Source organism: Bradyrhizobium sp. SZCCHNRI1029, from assembly GCF_032487555.1.
Classification (GTDB): domain Bacteria; phylum Pseudomonadota; class Alphaproteobacteria; order Rhizobiales; family Xanthobacteraceae; genus Bradyrhizobium.
In genome coordinates this window covers 74,977-97,581 of record NZ_JAUEUK010000009.1, presented here as the reverse complement: position 1 = coordinate 97,581, position 22,605 = coordinate 74,977, and the positions used below count along the sequence as shown (strand labels likewise).

The 22,605-nt window shown below is 66.4% G+C and carries 14 protein-coding genes; 6 read left to right on the top strand and 8 right to left on the bottom strand.

Annotated features, from left to right (window positions below; translation table 11 throughout):
• Positions 1–99 precede the first annotated feature (99 nt).
• Entirely contained in the window at positions 100–903 is an 804-nt protein-coding gene (locus QW861_RS24600) for an MBL fold metallo-hydrolase (RefSeq protein WP_316171295.1), read from the bottom strand.
• 118 nt (positions 904–1,021) lie between these two features.
• Between QW861_RS24600 and QW861_RS24595 the strand changes: the two genes are divergently transcribed.
• From QW861_RS24595 to QW861_RS24570, 6 genes are all read left to right on the top strand, one after another.
• Entirely contained in the window at positions 1,022–2,140 is a 1,119-nt protein-coding gene (locus tag QW861_RS24595; RefSeq protein WP_316193585.1) for a ring-opening amidohydrolase, read from the top strand.
• A 565-nt stretch (positions 2,141–2,705) separates the two neighbouring features.
• Positions 2,706–5,237 (top strand): TonB-dependent receptor, encoded by a 2,532-nt coding sequence (locus QW861_RS24590; protein WP_316175011.1) that lies wholly within the window; start codon positions 2,706–2,708, stop codon positions 5,235–5,237.
• 40 nt (positions 5,238–5,277) lie between these two features.
• The gene (locus QW861_RS24585; RefSeq protein WP_316193584.1) at positions 5,278–5,967 is read left to right on the top strand and encodes a Fe2+-dependent dioxygenase; all 690 of its coding nucleotides are present in this window, start codon (positions 5,278–5,280) and stop codon (positions 5,965–5,967) included.
• 953 nt (positions 5,968–6,920) lie between these two features.
• Positions 6,921–8,210 (top strand): tonB-system energizer ExbB, encoded by a 1,290-nt coding sequence (exbB, locus tag QW861_RS24580; RefSeq protein ID WP_316193583.1) that lies wholly within the window; start codon positions 6,921–6,923, stop codon positions 8,208–8,210.
• Between the two features lie 4 nt (positions 8,211–8,214).
• Positions 8,215–8,664: a TonB system transport protein ExbD gene (gene exbD, locus QW861_RS24575; RefSeq protein WP_315716497.1), complete on the top strand. Its 450-nt coding sequence runs from the start codon at positions 8,215–8,217 to the stop codon at positions 8,662–8,664.
• A 26-nt stretch (positions 8,665–8,690) separates the two neighbouring features.
• Positions 8,691–9,479: a TonB family protein gene (locus tag QW861_RS24570; protein WP_315753745.1), complete on the top strand. Its 789-nt coding sequence runs from the start codon at positions 8,691–8,693 to the stop codon at positions 9,477–9,479.
• Positions 9,480–9,831: 352 nt separating this feature from the next.
• Here QW861_RS24570 and QW861_RS24565 read toward each other — a convergent pair whose 3' ends face one another.
• From QW861_RS24565 to QW861_RS24535, 7 genes are all read right to left on the bottom strand, one after another.
• Positions 9,832–11,688 carry an outer membrane beta-barrel protein gene (locus QW861_RS24565; protein WP_315810621.1) on the bottom strand — a complete coding sequence of 619 codons (1,857 nt, stop codon included), beginning with the start codon at positions 11,686–11,688 and terminating at the stop codon, positions 9,832–9,834.
• Positions 11,689–11,776: 88 nt separating this feature from the next.
• A complete protein-coding gene (locus tag QW861_RS24560) occupies positions 11,777–12,118 on the bottom strand; it encodes a cupredoxin domain-containing protein (protein ID WP_315716494.1) in 342 nt (113 codons plus the stop codon).
• A 615-nt stretch (positions 12,119–12,733) separates the two neighbouring features.
• Entirely contained in the window at positions 12,734–13,513 is a 780-nt protein-coding gene (locus QW861_RS24555; RefSeq protein ID WP_316186068.1) for a cytochrome b/b6 domain-containing protein, read from the bottom strand.
• A 10-nt stretch (positions 13,514–13,523) separates the two neighbouring features.
• Positions 13,524–13,802, bottom strand: a complete 279-nt coding sequence (locus QW861_RS24550) for a PepSY domain-containing protein (RefSeq protein ID WP_315716492.1) — start codon at positions 13,800–13,802, stop codon at positions 13,524–13,526.
• Between the two features lie 974 nt (positions 13,803–14,776).
• Positions 14,777–15,385 carry a DUF4399 domain-containing protein gene (locus tag QW861_RS24545; RefSeq protein WP_316167914.1) on the bottom strand — a complete coding sequence of 203 codons (609 nt, stop codon included), beginning with the start codon at positions 15,383–15,385 and terminating at the stop codon, positions 14,777–14,779.
• A gap of 9 nt (positions 15,386–15,394) precedes the next feature.
• Positions 15,395–16,864: a formylglycine-generating enzyme family protein gene (locus tag QW861_RS24540; protein ID WP_316193582.1), complete on the bottom strand. Its 1,470-nt coding sequence runs from the start codon at positions 16,862–16,864 to the stop codon at positions 15,395–15,397.
• Positions 16,865–16,896: 32 nt separating this feature from the next.
• Positions 16,897–22,197, bottom strand: a complete 5,301-nt coding sequence (locus QW861_RS24535) for an AAA family ATPase (RefSeq protein ID WP_316193581.1) — start codon at positions 22,195–22,197, stop codon at positions 16,897–16,899.
• Positions 22,198–22,605 lie beyond the last annotated feature (408 nt).

The following is a 22,605-nucleotide window of genomic DNA, read 5'->3' as shown; positions in this document are numbered from 1 at the left end:
TCGATACCATCCGACCAAAGACTGCAAGATGCCCTGAAACAACCTTCTGGTTGTGCCTAATGCCCCGTTACTTTACGGGGATTCCGCAAAGCTGGCGGCTCAAGCGATCGCCTGAAGATAACGCCGCACCGAGCGATCGAACGCCGCCTTCGCATCGTCGGCGATATTCTTCTGCCACCAGGCGCCGTAGATGCGATCGAAGGCCAGCGGCGCGACCGCATCGGCGATGCGGCGCACGGCGGCCGCGCCGAGCGGGATGTAGTTCGGATAGGAGTACATGAAGCTGACGTGGCGGCGATCCATCGCCACCATCGCGATGTCACCGGTCAACAGCGCGCCCTTGCCACCGGCACCTTTGCGCCAATGCAGGATGGTGGCGCCGGCAAAATGCCCGCCGGTCCGCAGCAGCACGACGTCATCCGAGATGGCGAGGCGATCGCCCGTCCATGGCACGATCGCCGGATGCGGCCGGGTGACGAAGGCGCGGTCGTCGCCATGGAGATAGACCGGCGCGTTGCCGAACGCGGCGCTCCAATCGGCGACCGCGCCATAGTAGTGCGGATGCGACACCGCGATGGCCTTCAGGCCGCCCAATGAGCGGACGCGGGAGATGGCCGCATCGGTCGCCAAGGGAATGCAGTCCCACATCACGCAGCCGTCCGGCTCGGGAACGAGCAGCGCGCGCTGGCCGATCGCAAAGCTCGGGTCCAGAGCGAGGCCGGTCAGCCCGTCATCCTCGCGCCAGATGACCTGATGCCGGCCAGCAAGGTCGTCGCGGCTGAGGAAGCTCTGTCCCTTCCAATTCACATATTGCCGCTCGTCCTCGCAGACGACGCAATGGCCGGGCGGCGCTACCGTATCGGGAAACTGCGCGCCGCATTGAAAGCAGGTCCAGAGAGGCATGGAGCACCAGTCGTCGAGATGGGATTGCGAAGGATAGCACGCGGACCATCCCGGAACACCGTCGCGCGCGGCTTCGTGATTGCCTAGTGTCGCCGGACGCCCGACAGGAGTTCTCGACATGCCGACCACGCTGCGCCGCGCCTACGTTCACCGCCTGCCGATGCGGAGCCCGGACGATGTCGGCGCGCTCGAGGCCGGAATCGCGCAAGGCGCCATCGATCCCGCCGGCATCGTCGCCATTCTCGGCAAGACCGAAGGCAATGGCTGCGTCAACGACTTCACCCGCGCCTTCGCCGTGCGCTCGCTGGAGACGCTGCTCGGCCGCTATCTCGCAGCCGACGCCGTGCGGCAGATCGCGATGGTGATGTCGGGCGGCACCGAGGGCGCGCTGTCGCCGCACATGATTGTGTTCGAGGCACGCGACGGGGGTGACGCCGCGGCGCCGCGCGCTTTCCCGGCATCGCTGGCGCTGGGGCGCGCGCGCACGCCGGCGCTGCCGGGCGAGCATCTCGGCCGCATGCCGCAGGTCGAGCTCGTGGCCGCCGGCGTGCGCGCGGCCATGACCGACGCCGGCATCAGCGATCCCGCCGACGTCCATTATGTGCAGGTGAAATGCCCGCTGCTGACGATGGAGCGCATCGAGGCGGTCGAGGCCCGGGGACAGCGCACCGCCGTGCGCGATACGCTGAAATCGATGGGCTTCTCGCGCGGCGCCTCGGCGCTGGGTGTCGCGATCGCGCTCGGCGAGCTCGCCGCCGCCGATGTCTCCGACGCGACGATCTGCGCCGACGTCTCGCGCTACAGCGCGCGCGCGGCCACCTCGGGCGGCGTCGAGCTGCTCGACCACGAGATCATGGTGGCCGGCATGTCGGCCACCTGGAGCGGGCCGCTCGCGATCGATCATGCCGTCATGGGCGATGCCATCGACATCGAGCCGGCCCGGCAGGCGCTCGCCCGGCTCGGCCTGAACGTGCCGGGCCAGGTGGCGGCGGCCGATCGCAGCCGCATCGCCGCGGTGCTCGCCAAGGCGGAGGCGGCGCAGAGCGGCCGGCTGCGCGGCCAGCGGCATACCATGCTGGATGACAGCGACGTCTCCTCCACCCGCCATGCCCGCGCCTTCGTCGGCGGCGCGCTGGCCGGGCTGTTCGGCTTCACCGACCTGTTCGTCTCGGGCGGCGCCGAGCATCAGGGTCCCGACGGCGGCGGGCCGGTCGCGATCATCGCCGAGCGCCGCTGATCTCACGGTCGAGACCGCTGCAGATGCCGGCCCCTGGCATGAAGGTCTACGCTCGGAACCTCACCAACCGCTCCATTCCGACACCTGCCACCGCGGCAACGTCCCGTTCACCCAGATCGCTCCGGGCGCCCGCGTTCTACCTGATCACCACGGCGAAGTTCCGAGCCGCACACGCGTCCCGATCGGGCAACAGATTCGCCAGATTCCCGCCGCATCTCGCGACGCGGCGGGGAGCAGCTCGAACCGAAGATCGACCGAAGTGATCGTCAAGCGAACGATCCACCTCGCGAGACGACGTGAAGGACCACCAATTCTCTCATCAGCAATTGAATGACGGAGATCGGTTCAACCAGGAGATTTCAACTGTTGCTACGGGGCGACAGTCTGCAAACAACTCTTATTCTCAGAAATGGATGGAAACTTTTCGCATTCCGGCCACCGGCGGAACCAGCTTTGGGCCGCTTTCCCCCGCTTCTTGACTTGCATTCGCAACAAGCGCGCGCCGGTTGCGGGCGTTCAAGCGAACCCAAGTCAAAGTTTTGCGTAACGAATGGGGTGGTCGAGTATGGGTAAGGCAGTCTTTCCAAGGAGCTTGCGAGGGGCAAGCGGACACGAGTGGGATCCATCTCCCGAGATTTCCGGTGTGAAAGTCTCGGCAGTCGCGAGCCTGATCGCGGTTGCCTCGTTCTCCGGTGCCGAAGCCCAACAGGCGCCGCTGCCGTCCGTCACCGTCGAAGCCCCGGTGGCGCGCCCCAAGCCGGCCGCCTCGCGCCCGACCGCGGACCAGGTCCGCGCCCGCGACGCGATGCGCCGCGCCGCCCGCCAGCAACAACAACAACAGGCCGCGGCGCCGAAGAGCAATCTGCCGCCCGACCGCAACCCCTATTCCAGCCCCGCCTCCGACTACAAGGGCGAGCGGCTGCAGGCCTCCGGCAAGTTTCCGGAGAAGCTGCTCAACACGCCGAAGACCGTCACCGTCCTGAGCAAGGAGATCCTGGCGGACAAGAACTCCACCAGCCTCAAATCCGCGGTGCTTTCCACCGCCGGCGTGACGCTCGGCACCGGCGAAGGCGGCAACGCGTTCGGCGACCGCTTCTTCATCCGCGGCTTCGACGCCCGCAACGACGTCTTCATCGACGGCGTGCGTGACGCCGGCGTCTCCGTGCGTGAGAACTTCTTCACCGAGCAGGTCGAGATCCTGCGCGGCCCGGCGTCGTCCTTCGCCGGCCGCGGCACCACCGGCGGCGCGATCAACATCGTGACCAAGCAGGCCACGACCGAGAACAGCTTCTACAACATGGACACCACGCTCGGCACCGACAGGACCAAGCGCGTGGTGATCGACGTCAACCAGAAGATCACGCCGACCTTCGCTGCCCGCGTCGGCGGCCTGTTCCAGGATGCCGGCGTGGCCGGCCGCGACTACGTCACCGACAACCGCAACGGCGGCTTCGTCGCCACCAAGTGGACGCCGCTGGACACCGTGACCCTGTCCGCCAACTACATCCACAACGAGGTGACCGGCCGTCCGGACTTCGGCGTGCCCTACTATCGGCCGAGCACGCTCACCGCCGGCGCGCCATTCCCCGAGGTCGGCTCGCCGCGCAACGCCTGGTATGGCTTCGTCAACCGCGACTTCTCGCGTGTCGGACAGGACATCGGTACGTTCAATGCCGAGGTGAAGGTCACTCCAGACCTGACTATCTCCGACAAGATCCGGGTGTCGCGCTCGACCCTGAACTACATCGGCACGCTGCCGGAAGGCCCGACGCTCACCAACCCGCTGTCGAATTCGACGATCCGGGCCAATCCGCAGAGCCGCTTCCAGCAGACCGACGTGCTCGCCAACCAGCTCGAGGCGACCTACAAGTTCGATACCGGCAACTTCAGGCACACCGTGCTCGCGGGGCTCGAAGTCTCGCAGGAAAAGGCGCGCATCAACAGCTACACCGGGTTGACATCCGAGCAGCAGGGCCTGGCGTTCGCGGGCAGCGGCTCGCTCTCGGGCGTGAGCGTGTTCAACCCGCAGTTCACCAACCTACCGTTCGGCATTCCGTCGCTGGGACAATTCCCGACGAACGTGAAGATCGACTCGGCGAGCGTCTACGCGCTCGACAGCGTCAACTACCGCGATCTCGTCATCCTCAACGGCGGCGTGCGCTACGACAAATACGACGTCCGGGTCGACGGCTTCGGCACCGTCAACGGCGTCGCCAACACGCCGGGTTCGACGGCGGCCTCCAGCGGCATGCCGAACTTCAACGTCGGCATGACCTTGAAGCCGGTGCCCTACGCCAGCTTCTATGCGGCCTACGCCACCTCGTCGAATCCGGTCGGCGCGGAGTTCGACGGCCTCAGCCCGCAATATGGCGGCCTGTCGGCGGTCACCAATGGCGGCGCCAACCAGATCTTCGGGCCCGAGAAGAACACCTCGATCGAGATCGGCACCAAGTGGGAGCTGCTCGACGGTCGCCTGCTGGTCACCGGAGCGCTGTTCCAGACCGAGAAGGAGAACGCCCGCGAGTCACGCAACATCGCCAGCGCCGCGCAGGCCACGGCGGACTGCCCGTATCCGGCAGGAACCATCGGCAACGTGCCATGCCTCTCGGCCGGGGCCGCCTACCGCATCCGCGGCATCGACCTGCAGGCGGGCGGCAAGCTGACCGACAAATGGAGCATCTTCGGCGGCATCGTGCTGATGCAGTCCGAGGTGACGAAGTCGAACATCCCGCCAGCCAACACCGCGCTGTTCACCAGCAATGTCGGCCTGCAGCTCGCCAACACCGCGCACCAGTCGTTCAGCCTGCTGACGAAGTACCAGATCAACGACACCTGGGAGATCGGCGGCCAGGCGGTGTACCGCTCGAAGATCTTCGGCGGCACCTGGCTGGCGGCGAACCAGGGCACGGAGCTGCCGAGCTACTGGCGCTTCGATGCGTTCGCGGAAGCCAAGCTCGACAAGAACTGGACGGCGAAGCTGTTTGTTGCCAACATCTTCGACAAGCTCTACTACGACGCTCTCTATCAGAGTGCCACCCCGTTCGTGCTCGTCGGTCCGGGACGAAGCGCGTCGATCGTCCTGTCCGGGCGGTTCTGATCGCACACCCAAACCTGGGCATACATCAAGTGATGAGTTCATGCTGATCTGTGTCCCCGGAGTTTTGAGCAAAGACGATGTGGCGGACTTCCGCCACATCATGGACGACAGCGACTGGGAGGACGGTCGCTCGACGGCCGGCGCCCAGTCGGCCATGGTCAAGCGCAACGAGCAGTTGCCGCCCGACAGCGAGGTGGCGCGCAAGCTCGGCCACCGCATCATTTCGGCGATGACCGCCAATCCGCGCTTTCTCGCCGCAGCCATCCCGCAGCAGATCTTCCCGCCGCTGTTCAACCGCTACAGCGCGGAGTTGGGCCACCATTTCGGCATCCACGTCGACAACGCGGTCCGCGGCGACACGCTCACCGGCCTGCGCATTCGCACCGACCTTTCGGTCACGCTGTTTCTGTCCGAGCCGGAGGATTACGACGGCGGCGAGCTGGTGATCGAGGATCTGTACGGCTCGCACGAGGTCAAGCTGCCGGCCGGCGACCTCGTGCTGTATCCCGCCTCGAGCCTGCACATGGTCACCCCGGTGACGCGCGGCGTCCGCGTCGCCTCGTTCTTCTGGCTGCAGAGCATGATCCGCGATCCCCTCGCGCGCAGCATGATCTTCGATCTCGACACGACGATCCAGGGATTGTCGCAGCGGATGGGACGCGACGATCCGGAGATGGTGCGGCTGACCGGCCTCTATCACAACCTGATCCGCTACTGGGCCGAGAACTAGACGACCGTTTTCAACGTTCCAGCCCTATTGATGCAGATATGTAGACCCTCACTGTCATCGTCCGCGAACGCGGACGATCTGGTACGCCGTGACATCTCGGTTCATCATCTTCGCGGATTGCTGGATGCACTGCCTTCGCGGAGCATGACAGCGGTCGAGATGGCAAGCGATAGACCCGGCATCGACCGCTGCTTCCAAGGAAACGCGCGTCTCAATATCCGCCTTCGGTCGCCATGCTCACGTTGTTTTCGATCGTCTACGAGCCGGGTTGCACACATGCAGCCCGGCTCATTCGTTCGGACGATGACCACATCGCTGCGGAGCCGTTCTCAGCCTTCGCGATGGACCACCGTCCAATCTCACAAGCGGCCGCCTGTCTCTTCCTTGAGCTGTCACACGTCCTTGACTGCCGGCAGACCGCCGCTTGCGAGCAGCACGATCTTGCTACGCCGGCAAGCGTGTGCGATTCGCGAACTTCAGCCACCGCTCGCGGCTTGACCAGATCGCGCGGGGCCCGTTTTTTCAAACAAACCTGATTCCACCGCACCCTGATTCGGATCTCGACGCTTTCGAGCCCTTTCCGGCGGCATCACGTCTCGAAGAACGCGCGTGATGCCCTCGCGCCCACCGAACGGGACCATCACGCCGGCGCCGACTAATTAGAATTGATGGAAGACCGAACGGCGGCATTTGCGTGACAGGCAGCCGCGTTGGCGGAACCGTGCACGGCTCGTCGCGCCCCAGGTCAGGACTTTCAGGGAGTTATGACGCGATGGGCAGCATCGCGAGCTCTTACGCAGACCACACGATTCGATTTTTCATCTGGCATCGCACTCACCGGAGTGACTGCCGACATTGATGTTCCCGCTTTGAGTCAACGCGCCGTCTCAAAACAGCCGGGTTACGACTAGAAGCATTACAGAGAAGATAACTACCAAGGGGTACGCAGCAACATGTTCAGGATCGTTCTTCATGTAGGAGCGGTGATCGCAGCCGTTTCGGCCGGCGCCATGGCGCATGCCGAGCAGCCGGCCACGTCGCCGAGACCTGGCCAGGCTGCCACCGCCCCGCAGACCGCAGCACCGAGTCCCACGACTCCGACCGGCGCGAAATCCGTTCAGGCTCCGACGACGGCGGCCGCCACGCAGGCGCCTGCAGCTGCGCTCGCCAACGCCGCCAGTGCGCCGGCTCCCGTCGCGCACGCAGCTCAAGCTCAGGGCGGGGCTCCGAAGCCGATGACCGTCGGACAGGCGCAGACAGCCCCCGCCGTTGCCCAGCCCGCGCCCACGGCGCAGGCGGCCGCGCCTTCGCCGGCTCCGGCCGCGACCACGCCGCAAGCTGGTGCAACGAACCAGGCACCGGCCGCCGCAACGAACGACACCCAACCGTCGACCGCGACCGAAGCCGTCACGGACACGGCAGCGGGCGACAAGGCGAAGGACCAGGCAGAGAAGCCGGCCCAGGGCGCGGCACAAGGCGGTGCGCAAGCGGCATCACACGTGCCGCATGATCTGTCGCCATGGTCGATGTTCCTGGCCGCCGACATTCTCGTGAAGTCGGTCATGATGGGGCTCGCGCTCGCCTCGCTTGCGACCTGGACCGTCTTCATCGCCAAGACCATCGAGTTCTCCATCCTGCGCCGGAAGCTGAGCGGCGCGCTGCGCAAGGTCGACGACGTACGCTGGCTGTCGGAAGCCAAGCTCGCGCTGGGATCACGCCAGAACGTGCTGACGGCTCTGATCGACGCCGCCATGCACGAGATCAGAATGTCGTCCGAACTGCCGTCTCACGGCGTCAACGAGCGCGCCGCGTCGAGCTTCTCCGAGATCGTACGTGCCGAGGGCCGGCGTTGCCGGACCGGCATGGGCCTGCTCGCCACGATCGGCTCGATCTCGCCCTTCGTCGGCCTGTTCGGCACGGTCTGGGGCATCATGAACAGCTTCATCGGCATCTCGAAGTCGCAGACCACGAACCTCGCCGTCGTCGCGCCCGGCATCGCCGAAGCGCTTCTCGCAACCGCCATCGGCCTCGTCGCCGCGATCCCGGCCGTGATCATCTACAATCACTTCACACGGGTGACGAAGGGCTACATGGAGCTCGTGAACCGGTCCTCCGGCGCCACCGCCCGGATGTTGTCGCGCGATCTGGATCGCGGCCAGAGCCACCACAGCAGCCATCACGGCGAGCGCTTCGAGCCGATCCACGTCCACTCTGCGCCTCCGATGGCGCTGGCGGCGGAGTAGCTCCATGGCCGTCTCTCTCTCGGAAGGCGATGGCGACGATGATCTCGGCGAGACGAGCGACATCAACGTCACGCCCTTCATCGACGTGATCCTGGTGCTGCTGATCATCTTCATGGTGGCGGCACCGCTGTCGACGGTCGACGTGCCGGTCGATCTCCCGACATCGACGGCCACGCCGCAGAAGAAGCCGGACAAGCCGATCTATGTCAGCATCAAGCCGGATCTGACGCTGTTCGTCGGCGAGGAGCCGGTGAAACGGGCGAGCCTGGTGAGCACGCTCGAGCACATCCCCGAGGCGGCGAAGGACAAGTTCATCTTCCTGCGCGCCGACCGGGGCGTGGCGTATGGAGAGCTGATGGACGTGATGGAGCTGCTGCGGACCGGCGGCTATCCGAAGATCAAGCTCGTGACTGTCGAAGGCGTCTCACAAGCCGCCGCCCAGGCTGCACATTGAAACCAGTGAAACGACGGAACTGAAGAATGGTCGAACACAAGTATCAGGGAGCGTCGCGCCGCTTGTGGATCTCAGCCGCGATCGGCGCCCTCATGCTGCACGGTGGCGGCGCCGCGCTCGCGGTCGTCCATCTCAGCGGCAATGACGCGGACGGCGGTCTCGGCGCGGCCGGCGCCGAATTCGCGCTCGAGATCGCCTCGCCCCAGGTCGAGGACAACGATCTTCCGCCGGGTCCCGACAGCGACGCGGCCGAAGCTGCGCCGGAGCAGATGCAGCAGACCGCCGAAGTCAAGGAGTCCGACGCCGTCAAGGACAAGCCGACCGAGACAGAGGAGGAGGCCGATCGGGTCGTCACGCAGAACGATCCCAAGAAGCCGGAGAAGGAGGAACAGCAGCAGGCAACCCAGCAGGCCGAGGCGTCGGTCGCATCTGCTGCGCAGGAAGAATCGGCCCGCAAGGCGCTGGACGAGGCCGCGCCGCCGGCCGAGACGGCCAAGGCCCCCAATCCGGGAATGGGCAAGGACAAGCAGAAGCTGACCAACGATTGGGGCCGAAAGATCAGCGCCTATTTCGAGCTGCACAAGCGCTATCCGGAAGGCAAGAAGCACAATGGCACGGTCAAGGTGGCGCTGGTGCTGAGCCGGGCCGGCAAGGTGGTTTCTGCGTCCGTCATGCAGTCGTCCGGCGACTCGATGTTCGACGATGCCGCGCTGGCGATGATCCGCCGCTCCGACCCTGTGCCTGCGCCGCCGTCCGGACTGACGGACGATCAGTTCAGCTTCAGCCTCGACGTGAACTTCAACCAGAAGAAGTAGACCGTGCGTCGTTCGACGCGTGTATCTTGAAGACTTGGCAGCGTTCGCAATGGCGCGAGCGCTGCTTTTTGCGTCTGCTGGGCCTAGGTCGCGCGGACGAAGGAACGCGAGACCTTTCCGTATCCGGCCGGAATTCCCGCGAGACGACCTTTTCCAACGTCTCCTCTCATATTCGGAGATGGGTATCCTCGCTGTCATCGTCCGAGGCGGACGATCCAGTACGCCGTGACGTTTCGGTTCGGCATCTGCCGCCACGGAAGTACTGGATGCCCCGCTTTCGCGAGGCACGACAGCGTTGGAGACTGCGGGGGGCTCAGCCCACCACGCGTGCCGATTGGATGGAAACGTTCGTCTAGTACTGTACCCGCGCGCCGACCTGCACCACGGTCGCCGACAGATTGTTTTCGCGGAAGTTGGAGCGCGTCTCCTCGCGCCGGACGCTGGCCCTGAGCTGCAGCAGGCGTGAGAACTTGTAGAGCATGCCGAGCTCGACCAGATAGCGGTTGTCGACCCGCGTCGTGCCGGTGAACGCGTCCTCGCCATAGCCGGCGAGGAACGTGCCGACGAGCCAGGGCTCGAACTGATGCTCGATGCCGACGGTGACGTCGCGCTTGAGCACGCCGGAAATGCCGGGCTCGGTGATCTCCACCACCTGCGACTTGGCCCCCAGCGCGATCGCCGTCTCCTTGGCGAACTGCCATGTCAGATTGGCGTCGGCAATGAAGCCGTTGACCGGCTTGAGCATCGGATCCTGATAGCGGCGCGTCAGATAGCCGACGGCGACGTCGCCTGTCAGCTTGTCGGCGTAGTTGAAGGTCACGCCGGCCTCGACCGCCGTCCCGGTGGAGTCGCGGCGGAAGCCTTCGGCATCGACCGCGATGTCGTGAACGCGGCGATCGACGGCGACGTCGACGAAGGGACGGATCTCCGGCGTCAGATTGTAGGTGATGCGGCTCTGCGAGCCGTATTGGACGAAGTTGCGATCGGCATTGCTGACGATCTGGCCGTCGACGAGCGGCGCGTTCTGGAACGCGACGCGGTCGATGGCGGCCTTGGTCGAGACCTCGACCTCCTCGAACCGCTTGGTGACGCCCGCCGAGCCGCCGACGGTGGAGGCGAGCGGAATCCTGGCGAACCGGCCGGCGAAGCGCGGCGTGCCGGGATCATCGGCATCGACGGCAACGTGGCCCTCGCCGTTGAGCGCAAACGTATCGGTGATGTCGTAGCGCCCATTCACCTTGGCGTCGACGGTAGGCCTGCTGAGCTGCCGGAGCTTCGCATAGTCGATGTAGCCGACGCGCACATCGGCGTTGAGCAGATGCCGCTCGAACTGAGAGCGCACGAGCAGGACCGGCGCAACGCTGACGAAGGCCGAGCCCTTGCCTTGCGGCACACGGCCGGGATTGCTGTCGAAGCCTGAGGACATTTCGAACGCAGGCTTCAGGATGAAGTTTCCCACCGTGATGCCCTTGGGCTCATAGGGGTCTTCCGCCATCATCGGCGGCTGCGGCTGCTCCTGCGGCTTCTGCCCCTTGTTCACCGGCGGCAGCCGCATCTTGGGCTTGTCCGCCAGAACGGGCGGAATCGGCTGCGCATCCTGTCGCGGAATCGGCGGCAGGTTGCGCGGCAGCACGCCACGCGTGGCCGGCGGCGGACTGACGGCGAACGCCAGCGCGTCCAGGCAGCGATTGGGCACGTTCGTGACCGACAGCCGGCCCGGCGTCGACAGGCAGCCGCCGACCAGGAGGCCGGCGGACGGTGCACCGAAAAAGCCGTTTCGAACCGGAGCCAGACGCGGCGCCGGCTCGCGGCGCGCGGCCTGCGGGAGCGCGCCCGCGCCCGCATCGATCGGAGACCGCGGCCGCGGCGGTGGAGCCTCGTCCACCTGCGTGGCCGCCTTCGGCTCCGGCTCGACCCCGCCCGGCGAAACGATCACCTGCGGAATGACCAGCGGTCCATTGCTGTTCGCCGGCCTCACCGGCTGGCGGCGGCGATTGGGTACGACCACCACCGGTCCGGCGTCGGTGGTCCCCGGATCTGCATAGGCCCTGACCTGGCTCCCCGGCGTGACGGTCTGACCGTAGGACGGCGCGACTCCGAACAGCGTCACGAGCAGCACGGTGATCGCAACCGTCTCCTCCTGGCACCGTGAGACGTCGCGACCGATGCCACGTCTGGAAGCGACCGTCTCTCGTGCTGCCCGTTCCAAAGAGCCTCGTCTCCGTCGAGTTCGGCAACCTGCGAAGCGCGGCGCCCGCGGCGTGACGCATCCCGGCATCACGGCGTCGAAGGTCGGATCACTCGATGATCAGCGCGCCCTTGTTGCCCTGATGGAAGTCGTCGAAGAATTCGTAGCGTCCCGGCTTCTGCGCCTTGACCTTCACGACGCCTTCCATGTTGGGCTTGATCACCGTCTCGAACTCCAGGGGCTCGCTCTCGAACTCGACCGGCGCGCCATCCAGATTCTTGACCTTGAACACGATCGGCGTGTTGGCCGGCGCCTTCATCTCCGCCGGCTGAAACTTGTTGTCCTTGACCGATATCTCGATGGTCGTCTCAGCCGCCCCTGCCGGCAGCGCGAACGCCGCGATCAACAGCACGGCGGCTCCTGCTGCCTGTACCTTCCCAAAGAGATTCATGCTGTATGTCCCTGTCCCGAATTCACCCGAATGTGCCGAACGTCTTCCAGCGCTCGCCTGTTTCGACGAGTCTTCGACACTTCATAGAACGACTATAAAGTCCCGAATGCGGCAATTTGCCGTGTCGAAATTTGACAACATCTGTGTGTGCGACAAAGCGCGCGAATTTATTAGTTGTACGGCGTCAAGTCGCCGCGCAAACGCGCGGGCTCGAGCATCGCCGATGCACAGCGCCGAATGACAACGACGAAAATCAGCGGTCACTGCGGTCGGTAGCAGCACAATCGCCTTAGTTCGCATCTGTGCTGATATGAGACACGACAGGTCATGCAGCGCCGTCGCGCGCCGCGAACCACACGAGACTCACGATCGACCGCCTACGCTGCGCACAGCACATGCATGATCCTCATGCGCCCGCTCATCGAGACGAGTGCGAGCGAGATGCACGAAGGGACACGCTCGTGCTGGTCTCACGCGGCATGGACCGCAATATGCGTGTGCGCCCATCCAGCTCGAGCCGTGCGCGGACAAGCCTTGCGCGCACTAGAAATGAAATCAGGCGCGGGCCTGCACGCACATATCGCCGGCGAGCGCACACGACCGATGCCCGCCGTCTCACCTGCCGACCCCCAGCCGCCTGTCGTGAATGCTGAGGGATCGCGGCATACGCGCAGGCTTCGCGGTGCCGGGGGCCGGATTCACGCGCAGGGGCGGCAGATCGGGTACAACGGATACGTGCTCCTCGTCCGCCATCGGCTCGGGCTCCGGGCTCTGGCGTGCGACGCTGCGCGCCACCGCAGGCGCGGCGCGCATGATGCCAGGCACGCGCTTGCGTCCCGTCACCATCGCGCGCATCAAATTCTCCCGCTGCAGCACGCTCATCCACACCGTGCCGAGCACATGCACGGCGATCAGGGCGATGATGGCATTGGACGACAGCGCATGCGCCTGCTCGATCCAGCCGACGCCGAAGAACCGGATCGAGACCTGCATGACGCCGCTGATGGTCGAGACGATCAGAAGCGCAAGCATCACGACCAGCATCGCGGCCCCTGCCGGGTTCAGGCCCAGATAGCGTCCCGTCTCTCCGCGCAACATGCCCACGATGTACTGAGGCGCCGCCCGCAGCTTGAGGCTGATCCGCGCAAACAGCGAATGACGGCTGCCGATCAGTCCCCAGATCAGCCTGAAGGCGAGAAGACCGATGACGGCATAGCCCGCCAGGCGATGCAGGCGATCGAACGTGTTGGGCGTGACGCAGGCGACGAGCACGAAGGCCGCGAGCGACCAGTGCCAGACGCGCAGCGGAAAATCCCAGACCACTACGGTCCCCGAACCCGAGTTCGCCGGCGTCTCGGAGAAGACGCTCCGCTGTGCCTGGCCTGCGTCACGCATGACCATCAGATCACTTCGCCTTGGTGTGCTTCAGCGCGAGGTCTTCGGGGCTGTAGAACAGCTCATAGAGCTTACCGCCCTTAACGCCGTAGACCTCGTAGCAGGTGCCCTCGATCTTGGTCTGTCGAACCTCGTAGCCCGCGGCCTTCGCCTTTGCCTCGGCCTCGGCGGTGGTCTTCCACGACGCCTTGTCGAGCTTGGTGCAATCCTTGTAGCCGTCGGCGAGCGCTGCGGAGCCCGACGCCAGACCCGCCGCCAAGACCACGCCCATCAGCTTGATGACCTTCATAATCAAATCCCTCCTCGAAGACTGCGCCATCGGCGCCAACAGCGCTCGATGCGCAGGCTACAAAGGGGAGGAGATTTCAACGAAACTTGGACATCATCAGCCGCGGCGGATGGCCTCGATCACGCAGGCGCGGCTCGAAACGTTCCGCATCCGGCCGCAATGTCGCTGAGATGCGAACTCACATGCGGTCCCGTCAGGATTGAACCGTGTCGGCAGGCTGCTGATCTTTTCAGGACTCGACAACGCGCGCGGTTCCCCGCGCATTGCAACTGATATTGATTCGCAAGGATGTAGCAGCATCATCGCGAGGCGCATGCGCTTTGCTCCCGCACAAGGCGTGGCCGGCGCTGTGTGCGGGACCACACTCCTGCCCGATTGCCGCTGTGACCATGGTGAGGCGAGAAAGGAACCGACAGCTACAAGGCTGCGACCTTAAGCCTCAGAATTTTTTTTTGAGCGTCGCCATCGTTCGCACGACCGGATCGAGATCGATGGTGGATGATGACGATGCGGCTGCTTGCGCACGCATCGTCCGGCCGTCAAACGCACATCCGTGCGGACAACGGCGCAGCCATCCTGATCCTGGGCGCGGGCGATGCCCTTGCCGACACGGACTGCCGACCAGGATGGCGAGTCGCTGCAGGAAAACGACGTGTCAGATGCCTCGGCAACGACGTCCCCTTTTGCGTCGGGATCTGCCATGGACGCGCGCCAGGACGAGCGGCCATTTGCCGGGTGAGGTGCGCTTGCGCCGCCCAGTGCGGCGCATGCCTCGCGAGCCCTGGCGCGGATTTCGACATGCGTCATTCCATCGCTGCGGCAGGGGCAGGATGATGATGGATCGTCCTTGCCGCCATCGCGCGACAAGCGCCGCCCTCAGCGATGGATCCTCGAGGAGCGAGCGAGCTTGCGTCCCACGGTCGCGCGCAAGGCGACGCGCATCACGCGCCCGGCCGTCGGGAATGGAAGGCTCGTCACTTCGTTCCGGAGAAGACGCGGCTGATGAAGTCGGAGCTCTCGGGCGACTTCGTCATCTCCGGCGACGGCTCGGGCTGGGCCGGCGGCTCGGTTGGTACGGATCGGATCTGCGGTCGGCTTCGGACGGTGACGCTGCGCGTCGCGCGCGCCTCCTGCTCGCCTCCGTTCGGCTTGCTCACCGTGATCATGATCTTCTCGGAGATCAAGGGCGGATCGAAGTTGAGATGCCTGGTGTCGCCCAGCACGAGCTGCAGCGTGTGCTTGCCGGGCGACAATTCGATCCGCGCCTCCGTCTCCCCCGCTGCGTAATGAACGTGTTTCTTGTCGCGCGGAATCTCCTCGCCGGCCTGCATCGTCTCGTCGACGTCGACCAGAAGATGATGATGGCCACTGCCGGCGAAATCGTCGCCCGCATGGGTAACGCCCATGTTGCGCAGTCCGAAGCGAGCGATGAAGGGCCCGGTCACCGTCTCCCCGTCCGCAGGAGAGATGAAATAGACGCGGGCATCCTTCGCAGCCTTCGTTCCCTTGGCCGGCGCCAATGACGGCGCGAGCACGAGCGATGCGGTCAGGATGAGGCAGAGTCGCGCAGACCTCGGCAGCATGCAAATCCCCTATGGTGAGAGCGCGACGCGGAAACCCAGGGTCGGATGCCGGATGCGGCCGTCATAGCGGTCGCGGCTGCCGGCCCGCGCATCGGCGGCGCCGTTCTTCCACGATCCCGAGCGGATGACGCGGGCATAGCTGCCTTCCTCGAGCCAGGCCGATCCGTCCGCCGGCGCGCCCTTGTAGTTCTTGTGCCAGCTGTCGGCGACCCACTGGCCGACGCCGCCGCCCATGTCGAACAGGCCGTAAGGATTGGCCTGGACGCTGCCTATCTTCGGCGGCTGGTCGGTCTCGGCGTCGCCCGTGCCGTTGCAGCCCTTGCAACTGGCCATGCCGGGGCGCATGCGATCGCCCCACCAATAGCGGGTGCGCTGGCCGCCGCGCGCGGCATATTCCCACTCGGCCTCGGTCGGCAGCCGGAACGACTTGCCGGTCGCCTTCGACAGCCAGGCGAGATAGGCCTGCGTGTCGTCGTAGCTCAGGTTGGTGACCGGACGATCATCCGCACCGGCCGCGATGTCGGCGCAGCTTGCCGCGGCGACACACTGCTTCCACTCGCCGATCGTCACGGGATGCTTGCCGAGCGAGAACGGTCGCACGCTGACCTGATGCGCCGGCTGCTCGGACTCGTCGTCGCCGCCCATCGCAAAACTGCCACCGGCGATCGCAACCAGCTCAGGAACGCGCAGCTTCGGCCCGGCTTCCGGCGCCGGCGCGGGCCGCGGAATGGCTGCCGCGTCGGATGATCGCGCCAGCGTCGCCTCGAGTGCCGGAGCATCCTGGCGCGGCGCGATGAAGGCGCTGGACGGCGATCGCGCGGCGTCCTGGCGCGCGCCGGCGGCTTCCAGCAGGATCCGGCGCGGCGGAGGCAGCGGCGCGGCGGACTGCGCCTCCTGCTGCGAGCTCGACGATCCGGCCGACCCAGGCGGCGCCTGAATCAGCAGCCTGATCTCGCGTAGCGGCAACAGCACGCCGCCGAGGAAGACGATGCCGAGGACCACGACGCCGAGCGCTCCGCGGATCAGCTTCTTGCGCGCACCTGCCGCCGGTGCGAACACGGCCTTCAGCCGGCCGCCCTCACCCGCCTCCTCCTGATCACCGTCGCTGCCGTCGTCCCATCTGTCTGGAAGGGACGCCGCCGGCGCGGGTGACGGGCGCACCGGAGAGACTGGTGCAGGTTCTCGTCGAGCCGCACTCTCCGGCTCTGCGATCTCCCATTCGGCATCGAGCGACTGCTCGAGCGCGCCGCACATCATCAGCAACAGCCCGCCTTCGCTCTTGCCGGTCCAGCGCTCCTGCACCTCGGGACACTCGACCTGATCCTCGACGCGCAGGAAGCTCGGCGGACGCATCGGGCTGAGCGAGACCTGCACCGTGCGGCCGCAGCGCCGGCAGGCCACCGCGCGGGAATCCTCCGGCAGCGCATCCTCGGCGAGCTTGGGAGCCCGCAGCCATTGCAACGCTGAACTCTCGCTCATGCTGTCCTCGCTCGTGATGCCCGCCAACCCCGTCACTGACCCCAGCTGGCGAACACGTCCTTGAACACGCGGTCGCCGTCGGATCCCTTCTCGATCGACAGCAGCGCCCGGTTGCCGCCCTCGTAGACGATCGGAATGTCGAACCACTGCTTGCCCTTGAGAAGCATCAGGTTGCGCTTGGTATCGACCTCGTTGGCCGACAGCGCGACCATGAAGTATTTCGGTGTCACCCGGGCGGTCTGGGTCACCAGCGCCGTCCCGCGCTCGGCCTCCTCGCCCTTCAGGCCGATGCCCCTCAGGCTGGTCAGGCCGCTGACCGACTGATCCGGCCAGTCGAACTTGAGCTCCATGATGTGACTCGCCGGCATCTCCATGTCGGCGTTCCGCCGCAGCGAGATCGTGGCCTTGGTGCCGTTCTCGATCTCGATCTCACCCTTGATCGCCGGCGCCGTATCGAGTCGCGGCCCCTTGGTCTGCTCGATCGACCAGGTGACCTTGCCAGGATAACGCTTGCCCTTCGGATCCTGCGGATCCTCATGATAGAGGAACGCCTGCGCCGGCGTGCTGACCGGCACGCTCATGCCGACCGTGGCATGCTCCTCTGCCGCGGCGACAACCACCGGCTTGGCCTCCGGCATGATCCGCTCCGCATTGACCTTATGGGCGCCCGGTTCGCTCGGCAGAGCCGACGCTGCCGTCGCACCGCTCAGGGACAGCTGGACCCATTCCGACGCGCGCTCCCAGGACACCGCCGCACCGACGACTGCCAGCAGTCCGGCCGCGGCAAATGCCATCACCCGCCGGCTCGGCAGACGGCGGCGTGGTGCCGCGGCGTTCTCCGTCGACTTGAACGCCATCTCGACGAGGGAGGGATGAATCTTGATCTCTGTCGCCGGCGCTGCAGAAGTCGCAGCAGCGGCTGGAGCCGCAGCAGCGGCGGCGGGCTCAGTGGTGGCAGAAGCCGCTGCCGCAGCGGGTGTCGCAACGACGCCAGGCTTCACGGGCTCTGCCGGCGCGGCGCTCGTGGACTCCGCCTCGATCTCCGCCGTGACCACCATCTTTTCGGCAGGGCGCTGCGGCACCGCAAACCGATCGGCGACGATGACCGGCGCTTCAGTGACGGCGGCGGCGCTCGGCTGGGTCGGCTCGACCGTGGCCGGCTGCGCGACGGTCGGCAGCTCAGGCGGAGCCGCAGTCACAACCGGCGCCACGATGTCCGCGGCCGGCTGGCGCGGCGGACGCCGGCGCAGCACGCGAATCTCCGGCGCGGGCTTGGGCGCAGCCACGCGGCTCTCGGCACGCTGCGCTATAGCGGGCGCGCCCGGCTTGCCGGCGGCAGCCGTGACGATGTCCGTCCCCGAGCGGCGAGCCATCGAGAGATATTTCGCGACGGTGGCGATCTCCTCTTCGAGCGAGTGCGTCGTGAAGACCTGCCGTGGCTGCGGCCGCTGCTTCGGCGCGGGCGCTGCCGCGCGGGCCGGCCGCGGCAGCTCGGCGGCTGGTGCATCGGCTGGTCTGGACGTATCGGCGGGCAGCAGCGCAGCTGTGACCGAGGCTGTCTCGACGCCGGCAGGGCGCGCGCGCAGCTCGATCATGCGATCGGGAAACAGGATCGCGGCGAGATCGCGCAGCGAGGCACCCGGCATCAGCAGCCGCCGCAGCGCTGGTGGAACGCGGCGCAGCGTGTTCGTCTCGGTGCGTTTGACAACAGGATCGTTGCGGCCGGCTCCGACCAAGGCTCCGTCGTCGTGACGCTCGTCGCTGATCAGAACCTTGCGGGCCCGCAGCATCGCCGTCAGTTCGCGCAGATCGGAGCGGGAGGCGTGGTCGACGACCAGAAGATCGAAGGTGCCGATCCGGGCCGGCAGCAACTCGGCGACACGCCAGGCCGGCATCACGTGACAGGGAATCTCCTCGAGCCAGCCGTCGAGAGACCTGCGCGCAGCAAGCCGAAGTCGGCGTGCGGTCGGACCGGAGCAGGCCGACGCCATCTTCTGCATCGAGTCCCTGAACCGCTTTACCGCTTGCCTGACGGCGACGCCCGCATTCTGCGCGATGCCCAGCGACATGCGGGCGCCGATCACCGCTTCGAACAAGGCCAGCGACCGCGTCTCCAGCCGCGCGCGCTGAGCCGCGAGGTCATGCAGCAGCTGCCGCTCCTCCGGACTTTCGATCCGCATCAGCACGGCCCAATTCCAGGCCGCCACCCATTCCGCGAGCGTCGCCGCATCCTTCGCCTCGCCCGCGCCCGGCGCGGACCGCAGCCGCTGCGCCAGACTCGGCGCGCCCGCTGCAGTCACCATCCGGCAGGCGGTCCTGACGAGTTCGTAGTCCGGGCTGGCCTCGCGGATCTTCTCCATGGTCGCGAGAATGCCTGTCCACCGCGTTTCGAGCTCCTGCGGCTCCGTCTCGGCGTCACCGACCCGCGACAGCACGTCATCCTGAACGGAGACGGCGAGTTCTCCCGCCCGGGCGAACAATTCGCCGAGGCGAGCGAGTTCGATCAGCGGTCCCGATACGCGCGTCATGACGGTCCGAATCGCCGCGCCGAACGCGGCCAGCCGCTGTGCATCGGCCAGCATCGCCCTGACGTCACCGTCCGGCATGGACAGCTTGGAGCAGGCATCGGCCACGTTGCGGACGGCGAGCGCGGCCGTCACGATGGCGGCCTCGACGCTCTTGACGATGTGCTCGAGGTCATCGAACGCCCGCGCCGATTCCAATTGAAGCGCGGGTGCACCGATCTGCGTTGCGATCGACGTCCAGCGCGCGCGCAACGCATGCAGGTCGTGGCGCCACAGCAGGAAGCGCCCGACATATTGCCAGTCCGCCGGCTTCGACGGCGAGGCACCGTCCACCGTGATCGCTTCGACGGCGGCCTTCAGCGCGCGGCGCGAGGGCGAGAACCGCGCGAACGGCTTCTCGCCGGCCGCAAGCCGCTCGACCACGCGGATCGCGTCCTTCCTGGTGAACGCCTCGACCGGCGCCTGCACCTGGCGCCTCGCGAATTCGGCACTCCGCGACAGCTGGAACGACGCATCACGCGCCCACCCCACGACCTTGTCGAGACCTGCGGGAGCGTCAGCCTTTGCGGCGCCGAGCGGCGACAGCCGTGCAAGCCAGGTCTCCTCGGCAATGGCGCGATGGCCAGCCACCAGCGCATCGAGATCGGCCGCCAGGCGGTTGGTTGCGTCGAGCCCGAAGGTCGCGATGGCGTCGAGCGCGAGATCCTCGTCGCGGCCAGCGTCCGACGTCAGGCCTGCCTGGTGCTGCAGCTCCGCGTGCAGACGCAGGATAGCGGCGGTGTCGGGAAGCGCCGCGAGCTCCGGCAACTCGACATCGATGTGCTTGAGATCAGCGGCAAGCCGCAGCCGCGCCTCGCGTGCCTTGTCGACCGCCGTCACGAGCGGGTCGGTGGCTGCGAGCAGGTGCTTCGGCCGGTCGGTGAACCAGGCATGCGCGTCCTGCTCGCCGACCAGCGCCTTGAACAAATCGAACGGCAGCTCCGGCAAGCCGCCGGCGAGCCGCAGGTTACGCCGGACGATCTCGGCGATCTCGTCGTCGAGCGATGCGATCTGCGTGCGCTTCGAGATGATGTCGCGTTCGAGCCGGCCGATCTGACCGACCTGATCGCGCAGATTTGGCGTGTCCAGGATCGATTGCAGCCGGCCCGCCAGGGCTTCGGCCTTCCTGAGCACGTCCTTGTCGGAGCCGGTCGAGCTGACGGTCAGCTCGCGAATGGCCGGCGGCAGCTTCTGATGCAGCAGCGAAAGTGCAGCCTCGTCCCTGGACACGACGAGGACGCGCGAGCCGAGCGCGAGGTGATGGCAGACGACGTTGACGAGCGCCGTGATCCGATCGTCGCGTTCGACAGACTGGACCATCAGGCCATCCGACCGCGACAGTTCGCGTACGACCTCGACATCCTCCGCGACAGCCGGCAGCGGGAAGAACAGATCGCCCTGCTCGACCGCAGCAGGCTTGGGCGCAGGCGCAAGGTCGATCGGGCCGCCGACGATGCCGGACAGGTGCCGGCGCGCATTGGCGTGGCCGCGTCCATCCGGCTGCGAGAGCAGCGCGCTCACGGCTCCCGACAGGCAGCACTCACTCTGCGGCGCATGCTCGATCGCCTTCTTGAGACGGTCGATGTCGCGCAGGGCGAGGCTCTCCGGCCGCCGCCGCGCGGATATGACCCAGCGTCCCGACGTGAGCGCGGCCTCCGAGGCCTCCATGGCCGGCGCATCGTCCGAAGACGCGAATTTGCGCGACGTCTTGTAACCGGATTGCGCGCCTGCGGCGCTCAGGATCTGATCGAGGCCGACCGGCGTGAACGGCGACAGCTCTGCGCGCTGCTCGAGCGCCTCGACCAGGCGATCCGGCTTGTCGCGCACGGCAAGCGCCACGTCCGGCGCCACGGCATCGAGCGCCCTCAAATTGACGGTTGCGCCGACGAAGCGCGGCCGGACCCTGACCTCGGCATCCGGACGCGCAATGATCTCGATCTCGACCGCGCGCTCGAACAGCGGCAACTCGAATTCGCGCCCGCCCTGCCGCCAAGATGACAGCGCGATGCCCCACATGACCTCGATCGCCTGATCGGCGCCGGCCGTGGCCGCCATGTCGCGCAGCCGCTGATGGATCGCCATGGTCCGGCGGCGCATGCGCTCGGTGTCGGCCCAGGCGGTCCATGGCCCGCTGATATAGCGCTCGATCCGCTGCACGAGGTCAGGACGCTGCTCCAGACGCAGCCGTCCGGTCCAGGCGCCCAGCGCCGGGGCGGGCGAAAAATCCTCGGGCCGTGCGTGGCGGGCGAAGGTGAGGCGGTTCTTCTCGATCTCATCGACCGTGACGACGATGCTCTCGTACGGCGATGGACGACGGTCGGGCTCGGACGACGGCTCGACCCAGATCTTGAGATCGTAGTCGATGGCGGGAGGCTGCGTCGCAGCAAGCGCCTCGACGGCGAGCCACACCGGGCCGTCAACATCGAAGGTATTGAGCACCACGCCCGGCAAACCCGCCAGCTCCTCCTGGTCGAGCGCGAAGCCATGATCGTCGGCGAATGGATGATCCGGCTGCCGCTCCGCCGGGGAGCCCTCGGCACGAATGATCTCGGTCAGACTGCCGAGCACGTCCTGCAACGGCTCGACCACCGATCCCGTGCCGAGCGCTTCGCTCGTCGAGAACGCCCAGGCGTCGGTCGGCGACTGCGACTCCAGGGCCGCCGCGCCGATAGCACCAAGCAGCCGCATGCCGTGATCGGCTGCACTGCTCTGCGCCTTGCGATCGCCCGCGCCGGCCTCGTTGGGCCGCACATTCACCAGCTGGCTCATCGCACAGATCCTTCTCTGAAGTCGGCCGCGACGTCGGCGGGAGCTCGGCGAGAGGCTGACCGACAAGGATGGCCCTGCGCGTGATCGCGGCGCGCCGGGCGATCGAAGGGTGGGTTCAGAGTGGACAAGCTTGCCTCGCTGCAACGTCGACGGAACTCCCGACTCGTTGCGGAGGGGTATGGCGAAGTGAGGTCACATCAATGACCCGACAGGTAGATGAATGTGACGATTCTCGCCCCTGTCGGGGAATCGGGAAAAAATCCCGGGTCATTCGATGAGGAAAATCGTGCCTAACAAGTTTGTTAGTCTGGGCTTTTTGTGTAGCGCGGCGCGCGTGGCCGGCAACAAGCTTGGGTTGCGGACGAATACGCTGGAATGTGTCTAAGAATACTTCTAACACTCAAGAAG

What these genes read in the sequence shown, in the direction of transcription:
- QW861_RS24600 (WP_316171295.1), bottom strand. Translation starts at nt 903, where the DNA reads ATGCCTCTCTGGACCTGCTTTCAATGCGGCGCGCAGTTTCCCGATACG.
- QW861_RS24595 (WP_316193585.1), top strand. Translation starts at nt 1,022, where the DNA reads ATGCCGACCACGCTGCGCCGCGCCTACGTTCACCGCCTGCCGATGCGG.
- QW861_RS24590 (WP_316175011.1), top strand. Translation starts at nt 2,706, where the DNA reads ATGGGTAAGGCAGTCTTTCCAAGGAGCTTGCGAGGGGCAAGCGGACAC.
- QW861_RS24585 (WP_316193584.1), top strand. Translation starts at nt 5,278, where the DNA reads ATGCTGATCTGTGTCCCCGGAGTTTTGAGCAAAGACGATGTGGCGGAC.
- exbB (WP_316193583.1), top strand. Translation starts at nt 6,921, where the DNA reads ATGTTCAGGATCGTTCTTCATGTAGGAGCGGTGATCGCAGCCGTTTCG.
- exbD (WP_315716497.1), top strand. Translation starts at nt 8,215, where the DNA reads ATGGCCGTCTCTCTCTCGGAAGGCGATGGCGACGATGATCTCGGCGAG.
- QW861_RS24570 (WP_315753745.1), top strand. Translation starts at nt 8,691, where the DNA reads ATGGTCGAACACAAGTATCAGGGAGCGTCGCGCCGCTTGTGGATCTCA.
- QW861_RS24560 (WP_315716494.1), bottom strand. Translation starts at nt 12,118, where the DNA reads ATGAATCTCTTTGGGAAGGTACAGGCAGCAGGAGCCGCCGTGCTGTTG.
- QW861_RS24555 (WP_316186068.1), bottom strand. Translation starts at nt 13,513, where the DNA reads ATGCGTGACGCAGGCCAGGCACAGCGGAGCGTCTTCTCCGAGACGCCG.
- QW861_RS24550 (WP_315716492.1), bottom strand. Translation starts at nt 13,802, where the DNA reads ATGAAGGTCATCAAGCTGATGGGCGTGGTCTTGGCGGCGGGTCTGGCG.
- QW861_RS24545 (WP_316167914.1), bottom strand. Translation starts at nt 15,385, where the DNA reads ATGCTGCCGAGGTCTGCGCGACTCTGCCTCATCCTGACCGCATCGCTC.
- QW861_RS24540 (WP_316193582.1), bottom strand. Translation starts at nt 16,864, where the DNA reads ATGAGCGAGAGTTCAGCGTTGCAATGGCTGCGGGCTCCCAAGCTCGCC.
- QW861_RS24535 (WP_316193581.1), bottom strand. Translation starts at nt 22,197, where the DNA reads ATGAGCCAGCTGGTGAATGTGCGGCCCAACGAGGCCGGCGCGGGCGAT.